Consider the following 18,009-nt stretch of genomic DNA (forward strand, 5'->3'; position numbering starts at 1 on the left):
CTCCCGGCGCCGCCTTTACTCCGCCGTGAGGGCCGCCACCACTTCGCCCAACGGCAGCACCCGCTCCACACCGGTTTGCATGATTTTGACTTTCACCACGCCGGTGGCTACTTCCTCCGGCCCCATGATGATAACCAACGGAATCCCCTTGGCATCGGCGTATTTGAACTGCTTTTGCAGCTTGCTGGCGTCGGGGTATAGTTCGCTGGGAATGCCGGCGGCGCGCAGCTGGGCCAGCAGCGGCAGGGCCGCCCGGCCGCTGGCTACATCAAAATGCGTGAGGAGGCAGCGGGTGGGCGTTTCGCCCGTCACGGTGAAGAGGTCCAGCGCCTCCAGGCAGTCATACAGCCGGTCGACGCCAAACGAAAAGCCCACGCCCGACACGCCCGGCAGCCCAAACGAGCCGGTGAGGTTATCGTAGCGTCCGCCGCCGCTCACGCTGCCCATCTGCACGTTGTTAATTTTGACTTCGAAAATGCACCCTGTGTAGTAGGAAAGGCCCCGCGCCAGGGTGGGGTCGAAGTCGAGCCGGTCGAATTGCCGGAAGCCGGAGGCCGTGAGCAAGTCGCGTACCTCGGCCAGTTCGGTGAGGCCGCGGTAGTTGGCCAGCGGCTCGGGCGAGTCGGCGTCCACGTCGGGCGTGGTGGGGCGCACGCCATCCGGCTCCACGCCGGCCGTCACGAAGCCGGCCAGCAGGCGCTGCAGTTTCTCCTCGTAGGTGCCTTCCACCGTCAGCAGGGCAAACAGCGTCTCGATGGTCGGTTCTGAGAAGCCGCGTTCCAGCAGCTCCTTGGTCACGCCGTCGCGCCCGATTTTATCGAGCTTGTCGATGGCCACGAACAAATCCGTCTCGCGGCCCTCGCCGCCCAGCGCCTGGTAAATGTTGCGCAGCACCCCGCGGTGGTTGATTTTGATGGTGAAGTCGTGCAGGCCGAGACCGCCCAGCACCTGGGCCATCATCAGCACGATTTCGGCTTCGCACAGCAGCGAGTCGGTGCCCACCACGTCGGCGTCGCACTGGTAAAACTCGCGGTAGCGGCCGCGCTGGGGGCGGTCGGCGCGCCACACGGGCTGCATCTGGTAGCGCTTGAAGGGGAAGGTGAGCGTGCCGCGGTTCATGGCCACGTAGCGGGCGAAGGGCACGGTGAGGTCGTAGCGCAGGCCTTTTTCGGCCACTTTGGGCAGCAGGGCTTTCGAGCCGGTGGCCAGGTCGTCGGCCGTCACGTCCTTGGCAAAATCGCCGGAGTTCAACACTTTGAATAGGAGCTGGTCGCCTTCGTCGCCGTACTTGCCCGTGAGCACCGACAGGTTCTCCAGCGTCGGCGTTTCGAGCGGCGCGAAGCCAAATGACTCGAACGTGCGGCGGATGACGTTGAAAATGTGCTGGCGGCGCGCCACCTGCGCGGGGCCAAAGTCGCGGGTGCCCTTGGGAATACTCGGTTTTTGCATAACTGGGCAAAGGTAGGGACTGCGTAAGCCGACGACGAAATATTCGAGACCGTCGAACGGCGGCAGGGTGCCATCCAAAACACAAAGCCCCGCCGCCGGACCAAACCGACGACGGGGCTGCTTGCAGAAAGAAGGAGAGAAAAGCGGGGTGGTATCAGGGAAAACTTAGGCAACTCAGCCGCCGAAGCCGCCGCCGCCCTGGGGTGCGGCCTCGATGCGGCCCGGCTTGGCCTTGCTGGCGCCGATGTACCAGGTGAAGCCCAGCCAGCCCACGCGGGTTTCGTCTTTGGCGTAGCGGGTGCTGGCCAGCGCGTCGGTGGCCACTTCGGTGCGGTAGGAGCTGGTGTTCAGCAGGTCGGAGATGCGCAGGGTAAGGGCGGCGCGGTCGGAGAAGAGGCGCTGGCGCAGGGCCAGGTCCAATTGGCCCCAAGCCAGCTGCCGGCCTTGGGCCGTGACGGAGGCCGAGCGCACGTTGCCGCTCAGCTGCATTTCCAGGGTGGGGCGGATGGTGAAGTTGTTGGCGAGGCGGGCGGTGCCCACCAGGGCGGTGCGGTTGCTGGCGATGCCGTTGCCGGCAATCTGGGCGCGGTAGAGGCTGGTGCTGGCCGTCAGGCGCCACCACTTGGCCAGGGGCTGGTTGAGGCTCAGTTCGGCGCCGAGGTTGGTGGTGGTGCCTAGGTTGTCGTAGGTTTCGGCCGTCACGAGGCCGGCGTTGCCGGCGAGGCGCGTGGCAACGGTGTCCACGTAGCGTAGGCGCTGGATGGAGTTGGTAGTGATGCGGGCAAACACGGTGCTCGTGATGGTGGCCTGGCCCACGGTCAGCTGGTGGCCCAGTTCGATGTTGTTGCTGAATTCGGCCTGCAAACGCGGGTTGCCGAGGCGGTAGCTGCGCGGGTCCTGATAAATGGCCAGCGGTAGCTGCTGCATGAAGTTGGGGCGGTTGAGGCGACGGGCGTAGCTCAGCTGCAGGCGGTTCTGGCCGGGCTCCTTGCCAAAGTCGCGGCTGATGAGGGCCGAGGGGAAGAAGCTCAGGTAATCCTGCTGCAGGCTGCCGCGCTGGTTGATGCCCACGCCACCTTCAATGCTGCCGCTCAGGTAAGTGTATTCGGAGCGCAAGCCCACCTGGGCGTTCCACTTCGGGCCGAGGCTGTGCTGGGCCGTGACGTAAGCGGCAGGCACCAATTGGTTGGAAGCGTAAGTGAGCGAGCGGGCGGGGTCGTTCACGAAGTCGTCGGGGCGGCTTTCGTTGGCCGCGAAGCCGAAGCTGTTGCTGCCGTTGTTGCCCTGATGTTCCAGCTTGGCACCCATTTCGAGGCGGCCTTTGCCATCGGCCAGCGGGTGGGTGTAGTCAATTTGCCCGTACTGGATGTTGCCCAGTAGCTCCAGCAGCTGGCGGGTGCCGGGCTGCGGCAAACCCGCCGAGCCGGCCTCGGCGTACTGGCGCTGTACCACCGGCACGTTTGCATCAATCACTACGCCGCCAAAGTTAGCCGTCAGTTCGCGGCCCTTGTGGGCTTCCCAGGTGCGGCGGTAGTTGCCGCCGTAGTTCAGCATCTTCACCTGCACATCGAGGTCCTGGCGGCCGCGGGCACGCTGCACCGGGCCGTTGTTGGTTTGCTGGGTCAACTCCTGGCCTTCGCCTTCGAGGTTGCGCTCGGTGCCGCCGTTCACGTTCAGGCCCAGCGTCTGGTTTTTAGGCAGTTCAAGCTCCACACCGGCCCGCAGGTTATGGTTGCGGTGAATTTCGTTGCCGACACCTATCTGTGTGGTTTGCACCGTTTCAGTGCCCACCCGGGCCGTCTGTTCGCTGTGGCCTTTGCTGCCGTAGGTCACGTCTCGGCCGTCGTAGCCGCCGCTCCAGGTGGCTTTGCCCACTTTGCGGCTCAGGCTGAGGTTGCCGCTGTATTTGTCGTTGGTGCCCAGGTTGATGGACGCGGTGCCATTGGTGCCGGAGCGGGTTTCCTTTTTGGTAATGAGATTGATAACCCCACCGCCGCCGGCCGCGTCGTACTTGGCTGAGGGGTTGGTTATTACCTCCACCTGGGCAATGCGCGAAGCCGGAATCTGGTCGAGGCGTTGGCCGCCGGTGCCGCCGTTGCTCACGCCCGCCGGCTTGCCGTCAATCAGAATGGTGATGTTGGAAGAGCCGCGCATGCTCACCGTGCCGTTTACGTCCACGCTCACCGAGGGCACGTTTTGCAGGATGTTGGCCGCCGTGCCGCCCACGCTGGCCAGGTCTTTTTCCACATTAATCACGCGCTTGCCCAGCTCTTCCACCACGGCCGCCTTCTGGCCAGTCACCACTACTTCGTTCAGCTTAGTAGCCGTCGCGGCAGTCATTTTCAGGCCCGGAAACTGCACTGCGGGCGCCGCGGCCGTCAGCGTGAAGCGGCGGCGCAGCACCTGGTAGTTCAAATCCTGCACGCGCAGCAGGTAGGTGCCCAGCGGCAGCGCGCCGGCCTTAAACGTGCCCTGCTCCGTAGTCTGGGCCACGGCCACAAACGTGGAGTCGGCGGCGCGCAGCAGCAGCACATCCGAGAAAGGCACGACCTTGCCCGAGCCTGCTTCCAACAAACTACCGCTCACGGCGCCGGGGCCGCCGGTCTGGGCCGCTGCGGCCAGGGGTAGGGCCAGCGCGGCAATCGTCAGGCCGAGTAAGGCGCGGCCAACGCGGAAAATCGAAGCGGAGGTGAAAAAAGTTTTCATGGTGCAGAAAAGAGAATTGGGAGAGCGATGAAGCTTTTCAGGTTGGGCAGCGGCCGCGGTTCCGCTGCGAAGGAGAGAAGCTCAGTCACCATTTTTCCCGGTGAGTGGGAGGCAAATTGCCGGTAGCGGGCCGTCTTTGGTACACGCTAACGGCAGCTACTTGGCGTTGTATGGAACAAATGTAAAGCAGGTACTTTGTAACGCAAGGTACTGTTTCAAAATATCTGCGTTAAGCATGGCTTTCGTTTTCGTTACCCATTGATTTACAGAAAGAAAATTTTATGACTGGCAGCAGTCTTATTTTCTTCGGCGCAGTGTATTGGCTGAATGTGTCGCTCAGTCAATAGATGCAGCGACTGATTTCAGGGTTGCCCAAGGTTCCCACTTTTTCTTTTGAGCATGAAAAAAGCCCTGACCACTGGGCCAGGGCTTGAGGATTCTACTTGGAGTGTGAACGTCATGCAGAGCGCAGCGAAGCATCTTGCCTGCCACTGGTAAACCTTTCGATTGGATTACCCGTGGCAGGCAAGATGCCTCGCTGCACTCTGCATGACTATTCTAATTATTGTTAGTCGCAGCAAGTTACCGCCGCTTCACCGGTGCCTTAGGTTTTGGCTTGGCCTTGGGCTGGTGCACCGGGTCGGTCACTTGCTGGCCGTTGCGGTAGGTTACGGTCCGGTCTACAGTAGTGCCGTCTTCCTTATAATAGGTCCAAACACCGCTTTGCTTGCTGTTGCGGTACAGTCCGTTCACGGCCAAGCTGCCATCTTCCCGATACTCCTTAAACGGGCCCTGAATCATGCTGCGCACGTAGGTCGTTTCCTTGCGCACCTTGCCCGAAGGAAAATATTCCTGCCCCACGCCAGCCATAAAGCCATTCAGATACGGCTGGCGGCTCTGCACCTGGCCGTTGTCGAAATAGGTGAGGCGTTCGCCCACCAGCTTGCCCTGCGGGCCGTAGGTTTCCACCTTGCGGGGCGTCTTGCCATCGGGGTAGAACTCGCGCCAGGTGCCGGCCGGGCGTCCGCTTTTGTATTGCTCTTCGGCCTGCTTAACCTGCCCGGCCACGTCGTGGTAGCGCGTGATTTTGCGGTCCTTGCCGCCGTTGCCGTAGTCAGTTTCTTCGCGCAGGTGGCCGTTTTCGAAGTATTCGAGGCCGTGGCCCGTGAGCACGCCGTTCTTATAAGTGAGCTTGGTTTTGATTTGGCCGCTCTCGTAGTAGCTGGTGGCCGGCCCGTCAAGGTTGGCCGTGCCGCTCACTGGGGCGGCGCGCTTGGTCAGGTCGTCGCCCAGCGGGTTCTTCACCGCGCGCTGGGCCAGTGGGGCCGGCACGTAGGTGCTTTCGGTTTGGAGCTTGCCGCTTTGGTAGTAGCTGCGGTAGCGGCCACGGCCGTTTTTGTCGGCCAGCACTTCCACCTCAATCTGGCTATTCGGGTAATACGTCTTGTACGGCCCCGACAGCAGCCCTTTCGTGAAGCTGCCTTCGCTTTGCACCACGCCGTTGGGGTAGTAGAATTTCACCGCGCCATTGGGCTGGCCGTCCACGTAGGTAATTTCGGCTTGGGTCTTCCCGTCCGGGTACAGCGACTTCAGCGGCCCATTCGGCTGCCCTTTGGTGAGTGTTGTGCGCAGCTTCACCGAGCCGTCGGGGTGGTAGTAGGTGATTTCGCCATTCGGCACATCATCTTCAAAGAAGCCCGCCTGCGCCACCTTGCCGTCGTCATAATACGTTTTGAACGGCCCCTGCCGGATGCCGTCGCGGTAGGTCGCCTCCAGCCGCCGGGTGCCAGTGGGGTGGAATTCTACGTAAGCCGAGTCGCGCTTGCCTTGGTTGAAGCTGGTCTGCTGCTCCATCTTGCCATTGCGATAAAACCGCTTGTAGGTGCCCTGCGGCACGGTATCGGCCGCCACCAGGGCCGTGTACACCTCGCGTTTGTTGGTCTTCAGCGAATCGTAATAGGAAATAAATCGCCGCAGCCGCTGCCCATGAGAAGGCAGCGCCAGCAGCAAAAAGAAAAAAGGAACCAGGTATTTCATAGGCGCAAGAACGCAGGAAATGCTATTTCCGTGCAGAGTATGAATGGCGCTTAAAATTCGGGCCAAAAAAAGCCCCACCAATTAATTGGTGGGGCCAGAGCAAAAAGGAACGTCATGCTAAGCACAGCCGAAGCATCTCTACCGCAGGAGTAAATGAATTGCGTTGCGCGGTAGAGATGCTTCGGCTGCGCTCAGCATGACGTTCATTCAGGAGCAAGGCGGGTTCTACAATGCTTCCACCACAATGGCGCTGGCCCCGCCGCCGCCGTTGCAGATGCCTGTCACGCCAATTTTACCGCCCTCGTTCTTGAGCACGTTCATCAGTGTAGTCACGATGCGCGCGCCGGAGGCCCCCAGCGGGTGGCCCAGGCTCACGGCCCCGCCGTACTTGTTCACTTTGTCGCCTTCTAGGTTCAGCAACTTGTTATTGGCCAGGCTCACCACCGAGAAAGCTTCGTTAATTTCGTAGAAATCCACGTCGGCAGCCGTTTTACCAGCGTTTTTCAAGGCCTTCGGAATGGCCAGCGCGGGCGAAGTGGTGAACCACTCCGGCGCCTGCTCGGCATCGGCGAAGCCCAGGATGCGGCCGATGGGGCTGAGGCCCAGCGCGTCGGCTTTCTCGCGGCTCATGAGCAGCACGGCGGCGGCACCGTCGTTCAGGGTGGAAGCGTTGGCGGCCGTCACCGTGCCGCCTTCCTTGATGAAGGCCGGCTTCAAGCCGGGCACTTTAGCGAAATCAACTTTCAGGTACTCCTCATCATCTTCGATAACGGTGGTTTTGCCACGGCTCTCAATGGTGACGGGCACAATTTCGTCTTTCTTCTTGCCGGCTTTGGCCGCTGCCGCGCTACGTGTGTAGCTTTCAATGGCGAAAGCGTCCTGCTGCTCGCGGGTAATGCCCATTTCCTTGGCCGTGTTTTCGGCCGCGTTGCCCATGGCGTAGTCATGGTAAGGGTCCCACAGGCCGTCGCGCACGAGGCCGTCAATCATCTGCCCGTGCCCGTACTTGGCGCCAAAACGGGCCTTGTCGAGGTAGTAGGGCACGTTGCTCATGCTCTCCATGCCGCCGGCCAAAATCACATCGGCCTGCCCCAGCATGATGGCCTGGGCGGCGTACATGATGGCCTTCGAGCCCGAAGCGCACACCTTATTAACGGTCGTGCATTCCACCGTATCGGGCAGGCCGGCTTTCTTGGCCGCCTGGCGGGCGGGCGCCTGGCCCAGGTTGGCCGAAATCACGTTGCCCATAATCACCTGCTCGACTTCCGAGGGCGCGACGCCGGCCTTTTCCAGGGCCCCTTTCAGCGCAATCGCGCCCAGCTCCGTGGCCGACAACGACGCCAGCGCCCCGCCAAACGACCCAATGGGCGTGCGGACAGCGGAAATAATGACAACTTCTTTGGTTTGCATACCGATGTTAAATGAAGTGGGGTGGGAGGTTGAATCTGGCCGCAAAAGTACGGATTTACCGTCTCCGAACGAGTAGTCAGCCTAACAGGTGTTAGCCTGATTAGGTTGCCCGGCCAGAGGGCTGGTTTTCAGTTAAAAATTACCAGGTTGGCTTATTAGGGTCGGGCTTCTGCGCCGCCGGGCGCGCCAGTTGCTGCAGGTACTGCTGCTCCTGCGCGCGCAGGGTTTCCAGTAGCTGGCGCGCCTGCGCGGGGCTCAGGTTCATGGCCTGCAGGCGCTCGCGCTGGGTTTGGAGCTGCACGTCGGCGGGCGTGGCGGCTTCGGTGCCGGGGCGGTTGCTGCGGCCGTTGGGAGTAGGAGCGGAGGCACTGGCGCTCCGGTCGAGGCCGCGTTGCTGGCCCGGCTCCTCTCCGGAAGGTAAGGGCTGCGGGATGCCGTTGCCCAGCGTACGCCCGCCGACGGCCGTGCTCCCCGGCGCCGCGCTGGGTTGGCGTTGGTCGGGCCGGCCGGTGGCATCGGGGCGGGCGGCAGGCGGGCCGGTGGGCAGCGCGGGGCTAGGCTTTTGGTCGTTTACCTCGCCTTTACGGTCAGAACCTTCCTTCTCTGCCGGCTGATTTTGAGCTGCTCCGTTTTTCTCGGGCGATGGCTTTTCATCAGCCGCATTCTTGTTTTTCTCTTTAGGCGTCGGCGGGGGGTGCATCTTGGGCGCATTCGGCCGCTTGGCCAAATATTCGCTCAGCACTTCATAGTCGAAGCGCGCACCGGCATTGTGCGGGTCCAGCAGCAAGGCCTGCCGCAGCAGCCCAAGCGCCTGCGCCAATTGGCCCCGCTGGGCGGCCTGAACCGCCAGCTGCTGCCGCGCCACGCTGCTCAGCGCTGCCGGGCTACCCGTAAGCAGGCGTTCGTACGTGGCGTAAGCGGGCGCCAGCTGGCCGGCCCGGGTTTGTGCGTGGGCCAGGTTGAGCAGCAGGCGCGGGTCGGGCGTGCGGCGGGTGCCGGTTGCCACCGCCGTTTCGAAGGCTTCCACGGCCTGGGCGGCTTCCCCCCGGCGGTAGGCGGCGGTGCCCGTGGCTACAGCCGCGTTGCGGTCGCGCACGCTGGTGAGCAGCTGCAAACCCGGTCCGCTCAATAGTAATACGGCCAGCACCAGGTATTTCATAGCCGGATAATCGTTAATGTCAGGGCAATGTCCAGTGCAATCAATAGCAGCGCCGCGGCCAGCGTATAGCGGTAGCGGTTGTCGGCCACGGCCACGGTGCGCACCTGCTCGGCCAGGCCGGGCATGTTGCGCAACAGCCGCAGCAGCGGGTCGAAGCCGTTTTGCTGGTCGTTCAGCTCCACGTATTGCCCGCCCGTTTGGGCCGAAAGCTGCAGCAAGGCCGCTTCCCGCAGGCGCGTTTCCACCACCTGGCCCCGGCTGTCGCGCACAAATCCACCGCCTGGTTTCGGAATGCGCGCGCCCTTGGCCGTGCCCACGCCCACCGTGTAGATGCGGGCGCCGGTGCGGCCCAGCTCCCGCAGCACGGGCTCCAGGTTTTCGCCAAAGTCCTCGCCGTCGCTCACCAGCACCAGGGCCGTGGCCCGGGGCGTGGCCGCCGTGGTGCCCAAGCGCTTGAGCACCAGCTCCAGCGGCTCGCGCAGGGTGGTGGGGCCGGGCGGCAGCAGGCTGGTGCGCAGCGTCCGGATAAATACCTGCACCGCCGCCTGGTCGTACGTCAGCGGGCACTGCACCGTGGCTTCGGCCCCGAACACCACCAGCCCCAGCCGGTCGGCCGGAAACTGGGCCACCAGCTCTTCCAGCTCGGCCTGCGCCCGCAGCAGGCGTGAGGGCGTCACGTCGGGCGCGTCCATCGAGCGCGACACGTCGACGAGCAGCCACACGTCTTTGCCGGCCGTGCGCACCGGGCGCTGGCTCACGCCCAGCGACGGGCCCATGGCCGCCACCAGCAGGGCCACCCCGGCGGCTACCCGCAGCGTCAGCTTCCAGCCGCGGTGCCGGGCCGGGCTGCCCAGCGCCCGGCCGGCGCGCCCCAGCCGGGCCCAATGCCGGGCCAGCAATAGCAGCACGAAGGCCAGCGCCACGCCCACGGCAATAAAATCAGGATAAGCCCAGGTTATCAAATGCAGAAGTTAACGGTCAGAAAGGCAGCGCCGCCGCAAAGCAACAACCCAAATCGAGGAAGCAGATTGTCGGGCCCCAAAGATAATTTTTTCGCTTGGAGTATGGTCAATTCAGTTCGGCTAGTATATTTGCACCCGCTTCAGACGGAAGCGAAAACCAGCCTGGAGAAGTGGGTGAGTGGCTGAAACCAGTAGTTTGCTAAACTGCCGTAGCTCTAAAGGTTACCGGGGGTTCGAATCCCCCCTTCTCCACTAATAATGTTGGGTTGCGAAAGCATCCCGTTGGGGCTCCACCCAGTAGGACGCTTTCTAAGCCCAACATTATTTTTTTTTCGGGGTGTAGCGTAGCCCGGTATCGCGCCTGCTTTGGGAGCAGGAGGTCGTAGGTTCGAATCCTGCCACCCCGACATATTTTCCCGCCCCGTTTTCGACCCCGTAGCTCAGCTGGATAGAGCAACTACCTTCTAAGTAGTCGGTCTTTGGTTCGAATCCAAACGGGGCCACTTGAAAGCCCCTCACGCCAGCGTGAGGGGCTTTTTTGGTTTTCGGCGTCTATTCCGGGTATGGCCTGGGGCTTTTTCGTGGCGTGTTTCTGGCTCCCCCGAACTCACAGATGGTTTCGGGTGGCTCAGTCGACGTGTTGGGCGCGCCCGTCGATTTGCCCCCCAGCTCGCCACCAATGCACCCGGTAATAACGGGTAACTTGTGCCGCGGCAGCCGAGGACTGCGCCCCGTTGCCAACCGTTCTTATAGCAGCAGGGAATAGACCGTCAAATACGCGACGCCAAACGAGGCCACCGTTCGGGCCCTTTTCTGGATTCGGAAAAAAGCCTTTTGCATTTCCAATGAACACCGGCAGGCTTGGGCTAAGCCGATTAAGCCCGGCCGAAAAAAGCGTTTGATGGTGTTTATCCGGGAGATAGAAGACTGGCAAACCGCAACACCGGGGCTAAACTGAACGTTATTTCATGCTAAAAACCGGCTGCCGTCCGTATCTTGGCCCCCAAACGAGACTAGTGACACCCAACTAGTGGACGCTGCAAACATCAACTTTTTAATCCAACCCTCTTCTTTTCAGCCACCCCCAAACATTTTTTCAACCATGAATAAATTCCTACTTTTCCTGGGCTTGCTAGGTGCCGCGGGCACCGCGCAGGCCCAACAGGGCCCCTGGGTGCTCGTGAACACCACCAACATGGCTTCTTTTTCGCCGGGCTACGACGTGGTACACGTCAACACGGTGTCGGCCAACGTGGCCTGGGCCGTGGCCGAAGACGCCACCAATGGCAAAGCCAACTACTTTTTCAACACCAACAACGGCGCTGGCAACGAATTCTACTTCGATGCCATCTCGGCTACCGGCGCCAATACGACCTACGAAACGGCTAACATCTCCGCTGTTTCGGGCACGACCGCGGTTGCTGCCAAATACGGCTCGGCTGGCGGCGGCGACATTCTGCGCACCACCAACGGCGGCCTGAGCTGGACCAAAACCACGAACACCAACACGCAGTTTGTGGCGGCCAACGGCGGTTTCCTCGATTTCGTGTACATGTTCGACGCCAACGAGGGCGTGGCCGTGGGCGACCCCACCAACGGCTATTTCGAGATTCTGCGCACCACGAACGGCGGCGTAACCTGGACGCGCATTCCGCAAACCAGCGTGCTGACGCCCTTCGCCGGCGAAGCCGCGCTGGTGCGTTCGTATTTCGCGCTGGGCAACACCATTTGGTTTGGTGGTGCTTCGGGCGGTGCCAATGAGCAGGAATATATCTACAAATCGATTGACCGTGGCGTAACGTGGACCAAGAGCGCCCCCACGCCGCTCACCGAAACCATCAGCAAAATTGCCTTCAAAGACCCCCTGAACGGTATTGCCTACAACGTGAAGGTGACGGGCACGGCCGTGACGGCCGTTAACCTCATCCGTACCAGCGACGGCGGGAATAGCTGGTTGCCCATCACGCCGGCTGCTGCCACCGCGGGTGCCGCCGGCGATTTCTTCCGCTACGACATCGACGCCGTGAACGGTTTTTACTACAGCGTAGGGGTCCGCTTCCCCATTTCTACGGTGGTGCCTGGCACGGGCGGCCAGAACTACGGCAGCTCCTACAGCACCGACGGCATCAACTGGAAAAACATCAGCACGATGCAGGCGCCTCTGACCAACCAAAAAGTATTCTCGGCCCTCGACCTGATTTCTAACGGCCAGCCGGCATACATTACCGGCACCACGGGCGCCACCGGCTACATCGGTTCGATTACCGACTCGTTGGGCGTAGGCGGCATGTATAAGGGCTCTTACACGCCCACCATCACCGCCACGCGCGATGCCGCGCTGCAAAGCTCGTTGAGCGTGTACCCCAACCCCGGCGCTGCCGGCGTGTTCAATGTGAGCCTGGGCACGGCCATGAAGGCCGGTGCGCAAATCACGGTGGTTGACGCCATGGGCCGGGTGGTGAAGTCGCAGACGCTGAACGCGACGACGGTAGGTTCGAAGAACTTCCCCATCGACCTGACCGGAGAAAAAACCGGCATCTACACCCTGCAGCTGCGCGGCGAAGCCGGCATTGCCACCCAGAAACTGGTTATCAACTAACCGCGGTTTCAGGCTTGCTGAAAAAGGCCTTTCCCAAGCGGGAAAGGCCTTTTTTTATGGGCTGTTGCTCTGGGATTTAGCTGGGCTGTTTTGTGGCGGTAGAAATGAAAAAATCCGAGGATAAAAACCGCGAAAATTCCTGAAAATGGGATTAAATATGTACTTTTGAGTGTTCAGTACCTAGCGGCCCGATGGGCTGTTTTATGACCTGATTTAATCCCGCCCACATGAGCGAAACAACCGCAAAAACCGCGCAGCCAGAATACACGGCTGACAGCATTCAAGTACTCGAAGGATTGGAGGCCGTGCGCAAGCGGCCCAGCATGTACATCGGCGACACCGGCCTCAAGGGCCTGCACCACTTGGTGTGGGAGGTGGTCGATAACTCGATTGACGAAGCCCTCGCCGGGCACTGCGACCTGATTAACGTCACCATCAACGAAGACAACTCCATCACCGTGCGCGACAACGGCCGCGGCATTCCCGTGGACTGGCACGCCAAGGAAGGCAAGTCGGCCCTGGAAGTGGTGCTCACCGTGCTGCACGCCGGCGGCAAGTTTGACAAAGGTTCCTACAAAGTATCGGGCGGCCTGCACGGCGTAGGCGTGAGCTGCGTAAACGCGCTCAGCACCGACCTGAAGGTGACCGTGCGCCTCAAAGGCCACGTGTACCAGCAGGAGTACAAAATCGGTTTCCCGCAGTACCCGGTGAAGGAAATCGGCGACACCGACGAGCACGGCACCGAGGTGCAGTTTCTGCCCGACGCCAGCATCTTCTCCGAAACCGAATACCGCTATGACACCATTGCTTCGCGCCTGCGCGACCTGAGCTACCTCAACAAAGGCATCCGCATCACCCTCACTGACCGTCGCGAGAAGCTGGAGAACGGCGAGTTCCGCGGCGAAGAGTTCTTCTCGACCGGCGGCCTGCGCGACTTCGTGCAGTACCTCGACGGCGAGCAGCGGCCCTCGCTGCTCTCGGAGCCCATTTACGTGGAGAGCGAGAAGGGCGGCACGCCCGTGGAAGTGGCCCTGCAGTACAATACCTCGTACCAGGAAAACGTCTATTCCTACGTCAACAACATCAACACCATTGAGGGTGGCACGCACGTGGCGGGCTTCCGCTCGGCCGTGACGCGGGTACTGAAAAACTACGGCGACAAAAACAAGCTGTTTGAAAAGGCCAAGGTGGAAATCACCGGCGACGACTTCCGCGAGGGCCTGACGGCTGTAATCTCGGTGAAAGTGGCCGAGCCGCAGTTCGAAGGCCAGACCAAAACCAAACTGGGCAACTCCGAAGTGAGCGGCGCCGTGAACTCGGTGGTGGGCGAAATCCTGACGCAGTACCTGGACGAAAACCCCAACCAGGCCAACCGCATCATGGAGAAGGTGATTCTGGCTGCCAAGGCCCGCATCGCCGCCCGCAAGGCCAAGGACATGGTGCAGCGCAAGGGCGTGCTCTCCTCGAACAGCCTGCCAGGCAAGCTGGCCGACTGCTCGGAGTCGGACCCGGCCATCTGCGAGCTATACCTAGTCGAAGGTGATTCGGCCGGCGGCACGGCCAAGCAGGGCCGCAACCGCGCGTTTCAGGCAATTATGCCGCTGCGCGGCAAAATCCTGAACGTGGAGAAAGCGCAGGAGCACCGCATTCTGGAAAACGAGGAAATCCGGAACATGATTACGGCATTGGGCGTGAGCTTCAATGAGCGCAAGTCGCTGGCTTTCACTACCGATGATACGGGCGTGGAAACCGGCCCGCTGAACTTCGACAAGCTGCGCTACCACAAGGTCATCATCATGACCGACGCCGACATCGACGGCTCGCACATCCGCACGCTGATTCTGACCTTCTTCTTCCGCTACATGCGCGAGCTGGTGGACCGGGGTTACATCTACATCGCCCTGCCGCCGCTCTACCTCGTGAAGCGCGGCAAAGAGGAGCGCTACTGCTGGACCGAAGAGGAGCGCCAACAAGCCCAAGAAGACATGGGCCGGGGCAAGCCCGAAACTGTGAACGTGCAGCGCTACAAAGGCTTGGGCGAGATGAACGCCGAGCAGCTCTGGACCACCACCATGCAGCCCATGACCCGCACCCTGAAGCAGGTAACGGTGGAGTCGGCCGCCGAGGCCGACCACCTGTTCTCGATGCTGATGGGCGACGAAGTGGCCCCGCGCCGCGACTTTATTGAGCGCAACGCCAAATACGCCAAGCTGGATGTGTAGCTTGCATAACTTCAAAAAGGCTCGCTGCAAAGCGGGCCTTTTTTGTTTTATCCCAACTTCCCATTTCAGAATCAATGCAAAAACGACAGTTGATTTCCTCTGGTGCTCCGTGGGAGCCGATAGTGGGCTACTCCCGCGCCGTGCGCGTGGGCAACGTGGTGGAGGTGGCCGGCACCACCGCGCAGGATGGCGACGTGATAACGGGCGAGGGCGATGTATACATTCAGACCCGGCGGGTGCTGGAAAAGATTGGTGACGCGCTGGCCGCGGCCGGGGCTTCGTTTGCCGATGTGGTGCGGACGCGCATCTTTGTGACCGATATTTCGCAGTGGGAAGCGGTGGGCCGGGCGCACGGCGAAGTATTTCGGGATATTCGGCCGGCTTCGTCGATGCTGGAAGTAAAAGCGCTGATTGACGCACGCTTACTGGTTGAGATTGAGGCCACAGCCATCATTGCAAGTTAGGCGACGGCTTTTCCACCCAGAAATTAGCGGCTCCAGAAAAGGCGAACCGTCAGTCCGTGCCTATTTTTGGCTACTGCATATCTTGTCTCGTTGCCCTACGCTTGCCCGCCTTAGATGCCCAACGTTCCCAGTTCGCCCGAAACCCCTGCCGCGCCAACCATCCTGGCCCGGCTGCGCGCCGAAACCCGCCCGTATCATGACGCTTTGGAGGCCGGACCGTTTAACGAGGCGCTGCGGGCAGGCGCGCCCACGGCGGCCGGCACGGCGCGGTTTCTGGAGCGGATGTACGGGTTCTTGCAGCCCTATGAAGCGGCCCTGCGCGCGCACGAGGCGGAGTTGGGCCCCGCCTGGGAGTTGCCCCGGCGCTACCGGGCGCACCTGATTCTAGAAGATTTGCAGCGGCCGGCCGCCAACCCCGGCCTGCCGCTGAGCCCCGATATGCCGCCACTGCATACGGTGCCGCAGCTACTGGGCGCGCTCTACGTGATGGAGGGCTCGACGCTGGGCGGGCAGGTCATCAGCCGGCAATTGGAGCGGGCGGGCATTCCTCTGCGGCGGTATTTTTTGGGCTATGGCGAGCGAACCGGGCCGCTGTGGAAGACGTTTGGCCAACTGCTGACCGCCGCCGCAACCCCGGCCACGGCCGACGAAATCGTGGCTTCGGCCGCGCGTACTTTTCAACACCTTGATGCGTGGATAAACCAACCGTGAGCTACTCCGACGAGCGCCTGCTCGGCACCCCCATTACCCTGAGCAACTGTGACCGGGAGCCCATTCACATTCCGGGCGCCATTCAGCCCTACGGCTTCCTGCTGTGCCTCGATGAGCACACCCACCACATTGTGCAGGCCAGCGCCAACACCGAAACGTACCTCGGCCAGCCCGCCGAAAGCCTCATTGGCCGCACCCTCGACCGCGTGCTGGCGCCCGAACAGCAGGCGAAAGTAGAAGGCTTGTTTGATACGCTTGGCACGGCGCCCCAACTGCTGGGCGTGCAGCTCGATGGCGTGGCCGGGCAGCCCTACTTCAAGCTCATCATGCACCGCTACGACGAAGTGCTGTGGCTGGAATTTGAGCCCGTAGAGCAGTTGGAAGGCACCACGCCTGACCTGAGCTTCCTGAACGCGGCCATGGGCCAGATGCTGGCCGCGGCCACCGTGCTGGAGTTTTGCCAGCACACCGTGGACCAGGTGCGGGCCCTCACAGGCTTCGACCGGGTGGCCATCTACCGCTTTGCGGCGGATGAGAGCGGCGAAGTCATTGCCGAAGCCAAGCGCGCCGACCTCGACCCCTGGCTGGGCATTCATTACCCGGCCACCGACATTCCGCAGCAGGCCCGGGCCATGTACCTCAAAAACTGGCTGCGCTTCATTCCGGATGCCGGCTACGCGCCCGTGCCGTTGGTGCCGGTGCGCAACCCGGCCTCCGGCCGCCCGCCCGACATGACGTACGCCGTGCTGCGGAGCGTGTCGCCCATCCACCTGGAGTACTTGCGCAACATGGGCTCGGGCGCAACCATGACCATTTCGCTCATCCAAGAGGGCAAGCTGTGGGGCATGGTGACGTGCCACCACCTCACGCCCCGACTGGTGAGCTACGAGCTGCGCGACCTGTGCCAGTTCATCGGCAAGACGTTTTCGGCCCTGCTCGGCAGCAAGGAACTGCTGGATAATACCGAGTACCAGCTTCGCATCAGCGAGCGGCAAAATGAGCTGTTTGAGCACGTCACGGTGTCGGGGCCGGCCAATTTTGTGGACGGCCTGTGCGGGCACTTTCCCACCATCAAGGATGTGTTCGACTGCGGCGGGGCGGCGGTGTGCTTCAACGAGGAAATTACCACGCTAGGGGCCACGCCCTCGCGGGACCAAATCCGCGAGCTGCTGGCCTGGCTGCAGGAAAACGCCCCTCAGGACGTGTTTTCGACTTCGTCCTACGCCGCGCTCAACCCGGCGGGGCTGGCCTTCCGGGCCACGGCCAGCGGTATCATTGCCGCTTCGCTGGCCGATGCGCCCGGCAACTACCTGCTCTGGTTCCGGCCCGAGCAGGTGCGCACCGTGACCTGGGCCGGCCAGAACGAGAAGCCCCAGAAGCTGGCCGACGGCCAGATTTTTCTCTCCCCCCGTCAGTCGTTCGAAGCCTGGAAGCAGCTGGTGGAAAACACGGCCGCGCCCTGGAAGCCCGTGGAGCTGGAAGCGGTGAAGGACATTCGGCTGCGCATTTCCGACATCCGGCTCAAGGTGTTCAACGAGCTGCAGGCCCAGGCCCGCAGCCTCACCCGCCTCAACACCGAGCTGGCCCGCAGCAACGACGACCTCGACTCGTTTGCCTACGTGGCCTCGCACGACCTGAAGGAGCCCCTGCGCGGCATTCACAACTACGCCCTGTTTTTGCTGGAGGACTACGCCGACAAACTGGACGAGGAAGGCGTGCACCGCCTCCAGACCCTGGTGCGGCTGAGCCAGCGCATGGAGTCGCTGATTGAGTCGCTGCTGCAGCTCTCGCGCGTGGGCCGCGCCGAACTGGAGCTGGAAAAAATAGACCTGAACGACCTGCTGGAAGAAGTGCGCGACCTGCTGCAACTGCGGTTTGAGGAGACGCACACGCAGCTCATCGTGCGCCATAAGTTGCCCACCATCATGGGCGACCGGATTCGGATTCAGGAGGTGTTCAGCAACCTCTTCACGAACGCCATGAAGTACAACGACCGGCCGGAAAAGCTCATTCGGGTGGGAGAAGCGCCCACTGACACTTTTCCGGAGTTGAATCGCGCCAACTTTTACGTTTTTTACGTACAAGACAATGGTATCGGCATTGATGCCCGCCACCAAACCAATATCTTCAAATTGTTTAAGCGCCTGCACACTCCGGAAAAGTACGGAGGAGGGACTGGCGCGGGCCTGGCCATTGCCAAAAAGATGGTTGAAAAACACGGCGGCAGCTTGTGGGTTGATTCCCAGCCCGGCCAGGGCGCCACTTTCTACTTTACTATTCCCAAATAATC

11 protein-coding genes and 3 tRNA genes are annotated in these 18,009 nt (G+C 61.8%); 8 read left to right on the forward strand and 6 right to left on the reverse strand.

What is annotated here, in order from left to right; translation table 11 throughout:
- Nucleotides 1–15 precede the first annotated feature (15 nt).
- The 6 genes from hisS to Q4S41_RS17900 form a co-directional block, all read right to left on the reverse strand.
- Nucleotides 16–1,449 (reverse strand): histidine--tRNA ligase, encoded by a 1,434-nt coding sequence (gene hisS / locus Q4S41_RS17875; protein WP_305032503.1) that lies wholly within the window; start codon nucleotides 1,447–1,449, stop codon nucleotides 16–18.
- 174 nt (nucleotides 1,450–1,623) lie between these two features.
- Nucleotides 1,624–4,155, reverse strand: a complete 2,532-nt coding sequence (locus Q4S41_RS17880) for a TonB-dependent receptor domain-containing protein (RefSeq protein ID WP_305032504.1) — start codon at nucleotides 4,153–4,155, stop codon at nucleotides 1,624–1,626.
- A 582-nt stretch (nucleotides 4,156–4,737) separates the two neighbouring features.
- Nucleotides 4,738–6,192 (reverse strand): toxin-antitoxin system YwqK family antitoxin, encoded by a 1,455-nt coding sequence (locus Q4S41_RS17885; protein WP_305032505.1) that lies wholly within the window; start codon nucleotides 6,190–6,192, stop codon nucleotides 4,738–4,740.
- A gap of 225 nt (nucleotides 6,193–6,417) precedes the next feature.
- Nucleotides 6,418–7,602, reverse strand: coding sequence for an acetyl-CoA C-acyltransferase (locus Q4S41_RS17890; RefSeq protein ID WP_305032506.1), 1,185 nt, complete (start codon nucleotides 7,600–7,602; stop codon nucleotides 6,418–6,420).
- 139 nt (nucleotides 7,603–7,741) lie between these two features.
- A complete protein-coding gene (locus Q4S41_RS17895) occupies nucleotides 7,742–8,761 on the reverse strand; it encodes a tetratricopeptide repeat protein (protein ID WP_305032507.1) in 1,020 nt (339 codons plus the stop codon).
- Nucleotides 8,758–9,723 (reverse strand): VWA domain-containing protein, encoded by a 966-nt coding sequence (locus Q4S41_RS17900; protein WP_305032508.1) that lies wholly within the window; start codon nucleotides 9,721–9,723, stop codon nucleotides 8,758–8,760. Before Q4S41_RS17900 ends, Q4S41_RS17895 begins: the two co-directional genes overlap by 4 nt.
- Nucleotides 9,724–9,887: 164 nt before the next feature.
- Between Q4S41_RS17900 and Q4S41_RS17905 the strand changes: the two genes are divergently transcribed.
- The 8 genes from Q4S41_RS17905 to Q4S41_RS17940 all read left to right on the forward strand — a co-directional run bounded on the left by Q4S41_RS17905 (nucleotide 9,888) and on the right by Q4S41_RS17940 (nucleotide 18,007).
- A tRNA-Ser gene (locus Q4S41_RS17905) sits at nucleotides 9,888–9,975 on the forward strand.
- A gap of 81 nt (nucleotides 9,976–10,056) precedes the next feature.
- Nucleotides 10,057–10,130: transfer RNA gene (locus Q4S41_RS17910), tRNA-Pro, on the forward strand.
- A gap of 22 nt (nucleotides 10,131–10,152) precedes the next feature.
- Nucleotides 10,153–10,226 (forward strand) — tRNA-Arg (locus tag Q4S41_RS17915).
- Nucleotides 10,227–10,825: 599 nt separating this feature from the next.
- A complete protein-coding gene (locus tag Q4S41_RS17920; RefSeq protein ID WP_305032509.1) occupies nucleotides 10,826–12,322 on the forward strand; it encodes a T9SS type A sorting domain-containing protein in 1,497 nt (498 codons plus the stop codon).
- Nucleotides 12,323–12,549: 227 nt separating this feature from the next.
- A complete protein-coding gene (gyrB, locus tag Q4S41_RS17925) occupies nucleotides 12,550–14,544 on the forward strand; it encodes a DNA topoisomerase (ATP-hydrolyzing) subunit B (protein WP_305032510.1) in 1,995 nt (664 codons plus the stop codon).
- Between the two features lie 74 nt (nucleotides 14,545–14,618).
- On the forward strand, nucleotides 14,619–15,008 hold the full coding sequence (locus Q4S41_RS17930) for a RidA family protein (RefSeq protein WP_305032511.1): 390 nt from the start codon (nucleotides 14,619–14,621) through the stop codon (nucleotides 15,006–15,008).
- Between the two features lie 114 nt (nucleotides 15,009–15,122).
- Entirely contained in the window at nucleotides 15,123–15,719 is a 597-nt protein-coding gene (locus Q4S41_RS17935) for a biliverdin-producing heme oxygenase (protein ID WP_305032512.1), read from the forward strand.
- Nucleotides 15,701–18,007, forward strand: coding sequence for an ATP-binding protein (locus Q4S41_RS17940; protein ID WP_305032513.1), 2,307 nt, complete (start codon nucleotides 15,701–15,703; stop codon nucleotides 18,005–18,007). The genes Q4S41_RS17935 and Q4S41_RS17940 overlap by 19 nt, the downstream gene beginning before the upstream one ends.
- Nucleotides 18,008–18,009: the final 2 nt, after the last annotated feature.

The organism is Hymenobacter convexus (assembly GCF_030580955.1).
In the GTDB taxonomy this organism is placed as follows: domain Bacteria; phylum Bacteroidota; class Bacteroidia; order Cytophagales; family Hymenobacteraceae; genus Hymenobacter.

Coding starts and splice junctions, on each gene's coding strand:
- hisS (WP_305032503.1), bottom strand. CDS start 1,449: ATGCAAAAACCGAGTATTCCCAAGGGCACCCGCGACTTTGGCCCCGCG.
- Q4S41_RS17880 (WP_305032504.1), bottom strand. CDS start 4,155: ATGAAAACTTTTTTCACCTCCGCTTCGATTTTCCGCGTTGGCCGCGCC.
- Q4S41_RS17885 (WP_305032505.1), bottom strand. CDS start 6,192: ATGAAATACCTGGTTCCTTTTTTCTTTTTGCTGCTGGCGCTGCCTTCT.
- Q4S41_RS17890 (WP_305032506.1), bottom strand. CDS start 7,602: ATGCAAACCAAAGAAGTTGTCATTATTTCCGCTGTCCGCACGCCCATT.
- Q4S41_RS17895 (WP_305032507.1), bottom strand. CDS start 8,761: ATGAAATACCTGGTGCTGGCCGTATTACTATTGAGCGGACCGGGTTTG.
- Q4S41_RS17920 (WP_305032509.1), top strand. CDS start 10,826: ATGAATAAATTCCTACTTTTCCTGGGCTTGCTAGGTGCCGCGGGCACC.
- gyrB (WP_305032510.1), top strand. CDS start 12,550: ATGAGCGAAACAACCGCAAAAACCGCGCAGCCAGAATACACGGCTGAC.
- Q4S41_RS17930 (WP_305032511.1), top strand. CDS start 14,619: ATGCAAAAACGACAGTTGATTTCCTCTGGTGCTCCGTGGGAGCCGATA.
- Q4S41_RS17935 (WP_305032512.1), top strand. CDS start 15,123: ATGCCCAACGTTCCCAGTTCGCCCGAAACCCCTGCCGCGCCAACCATC.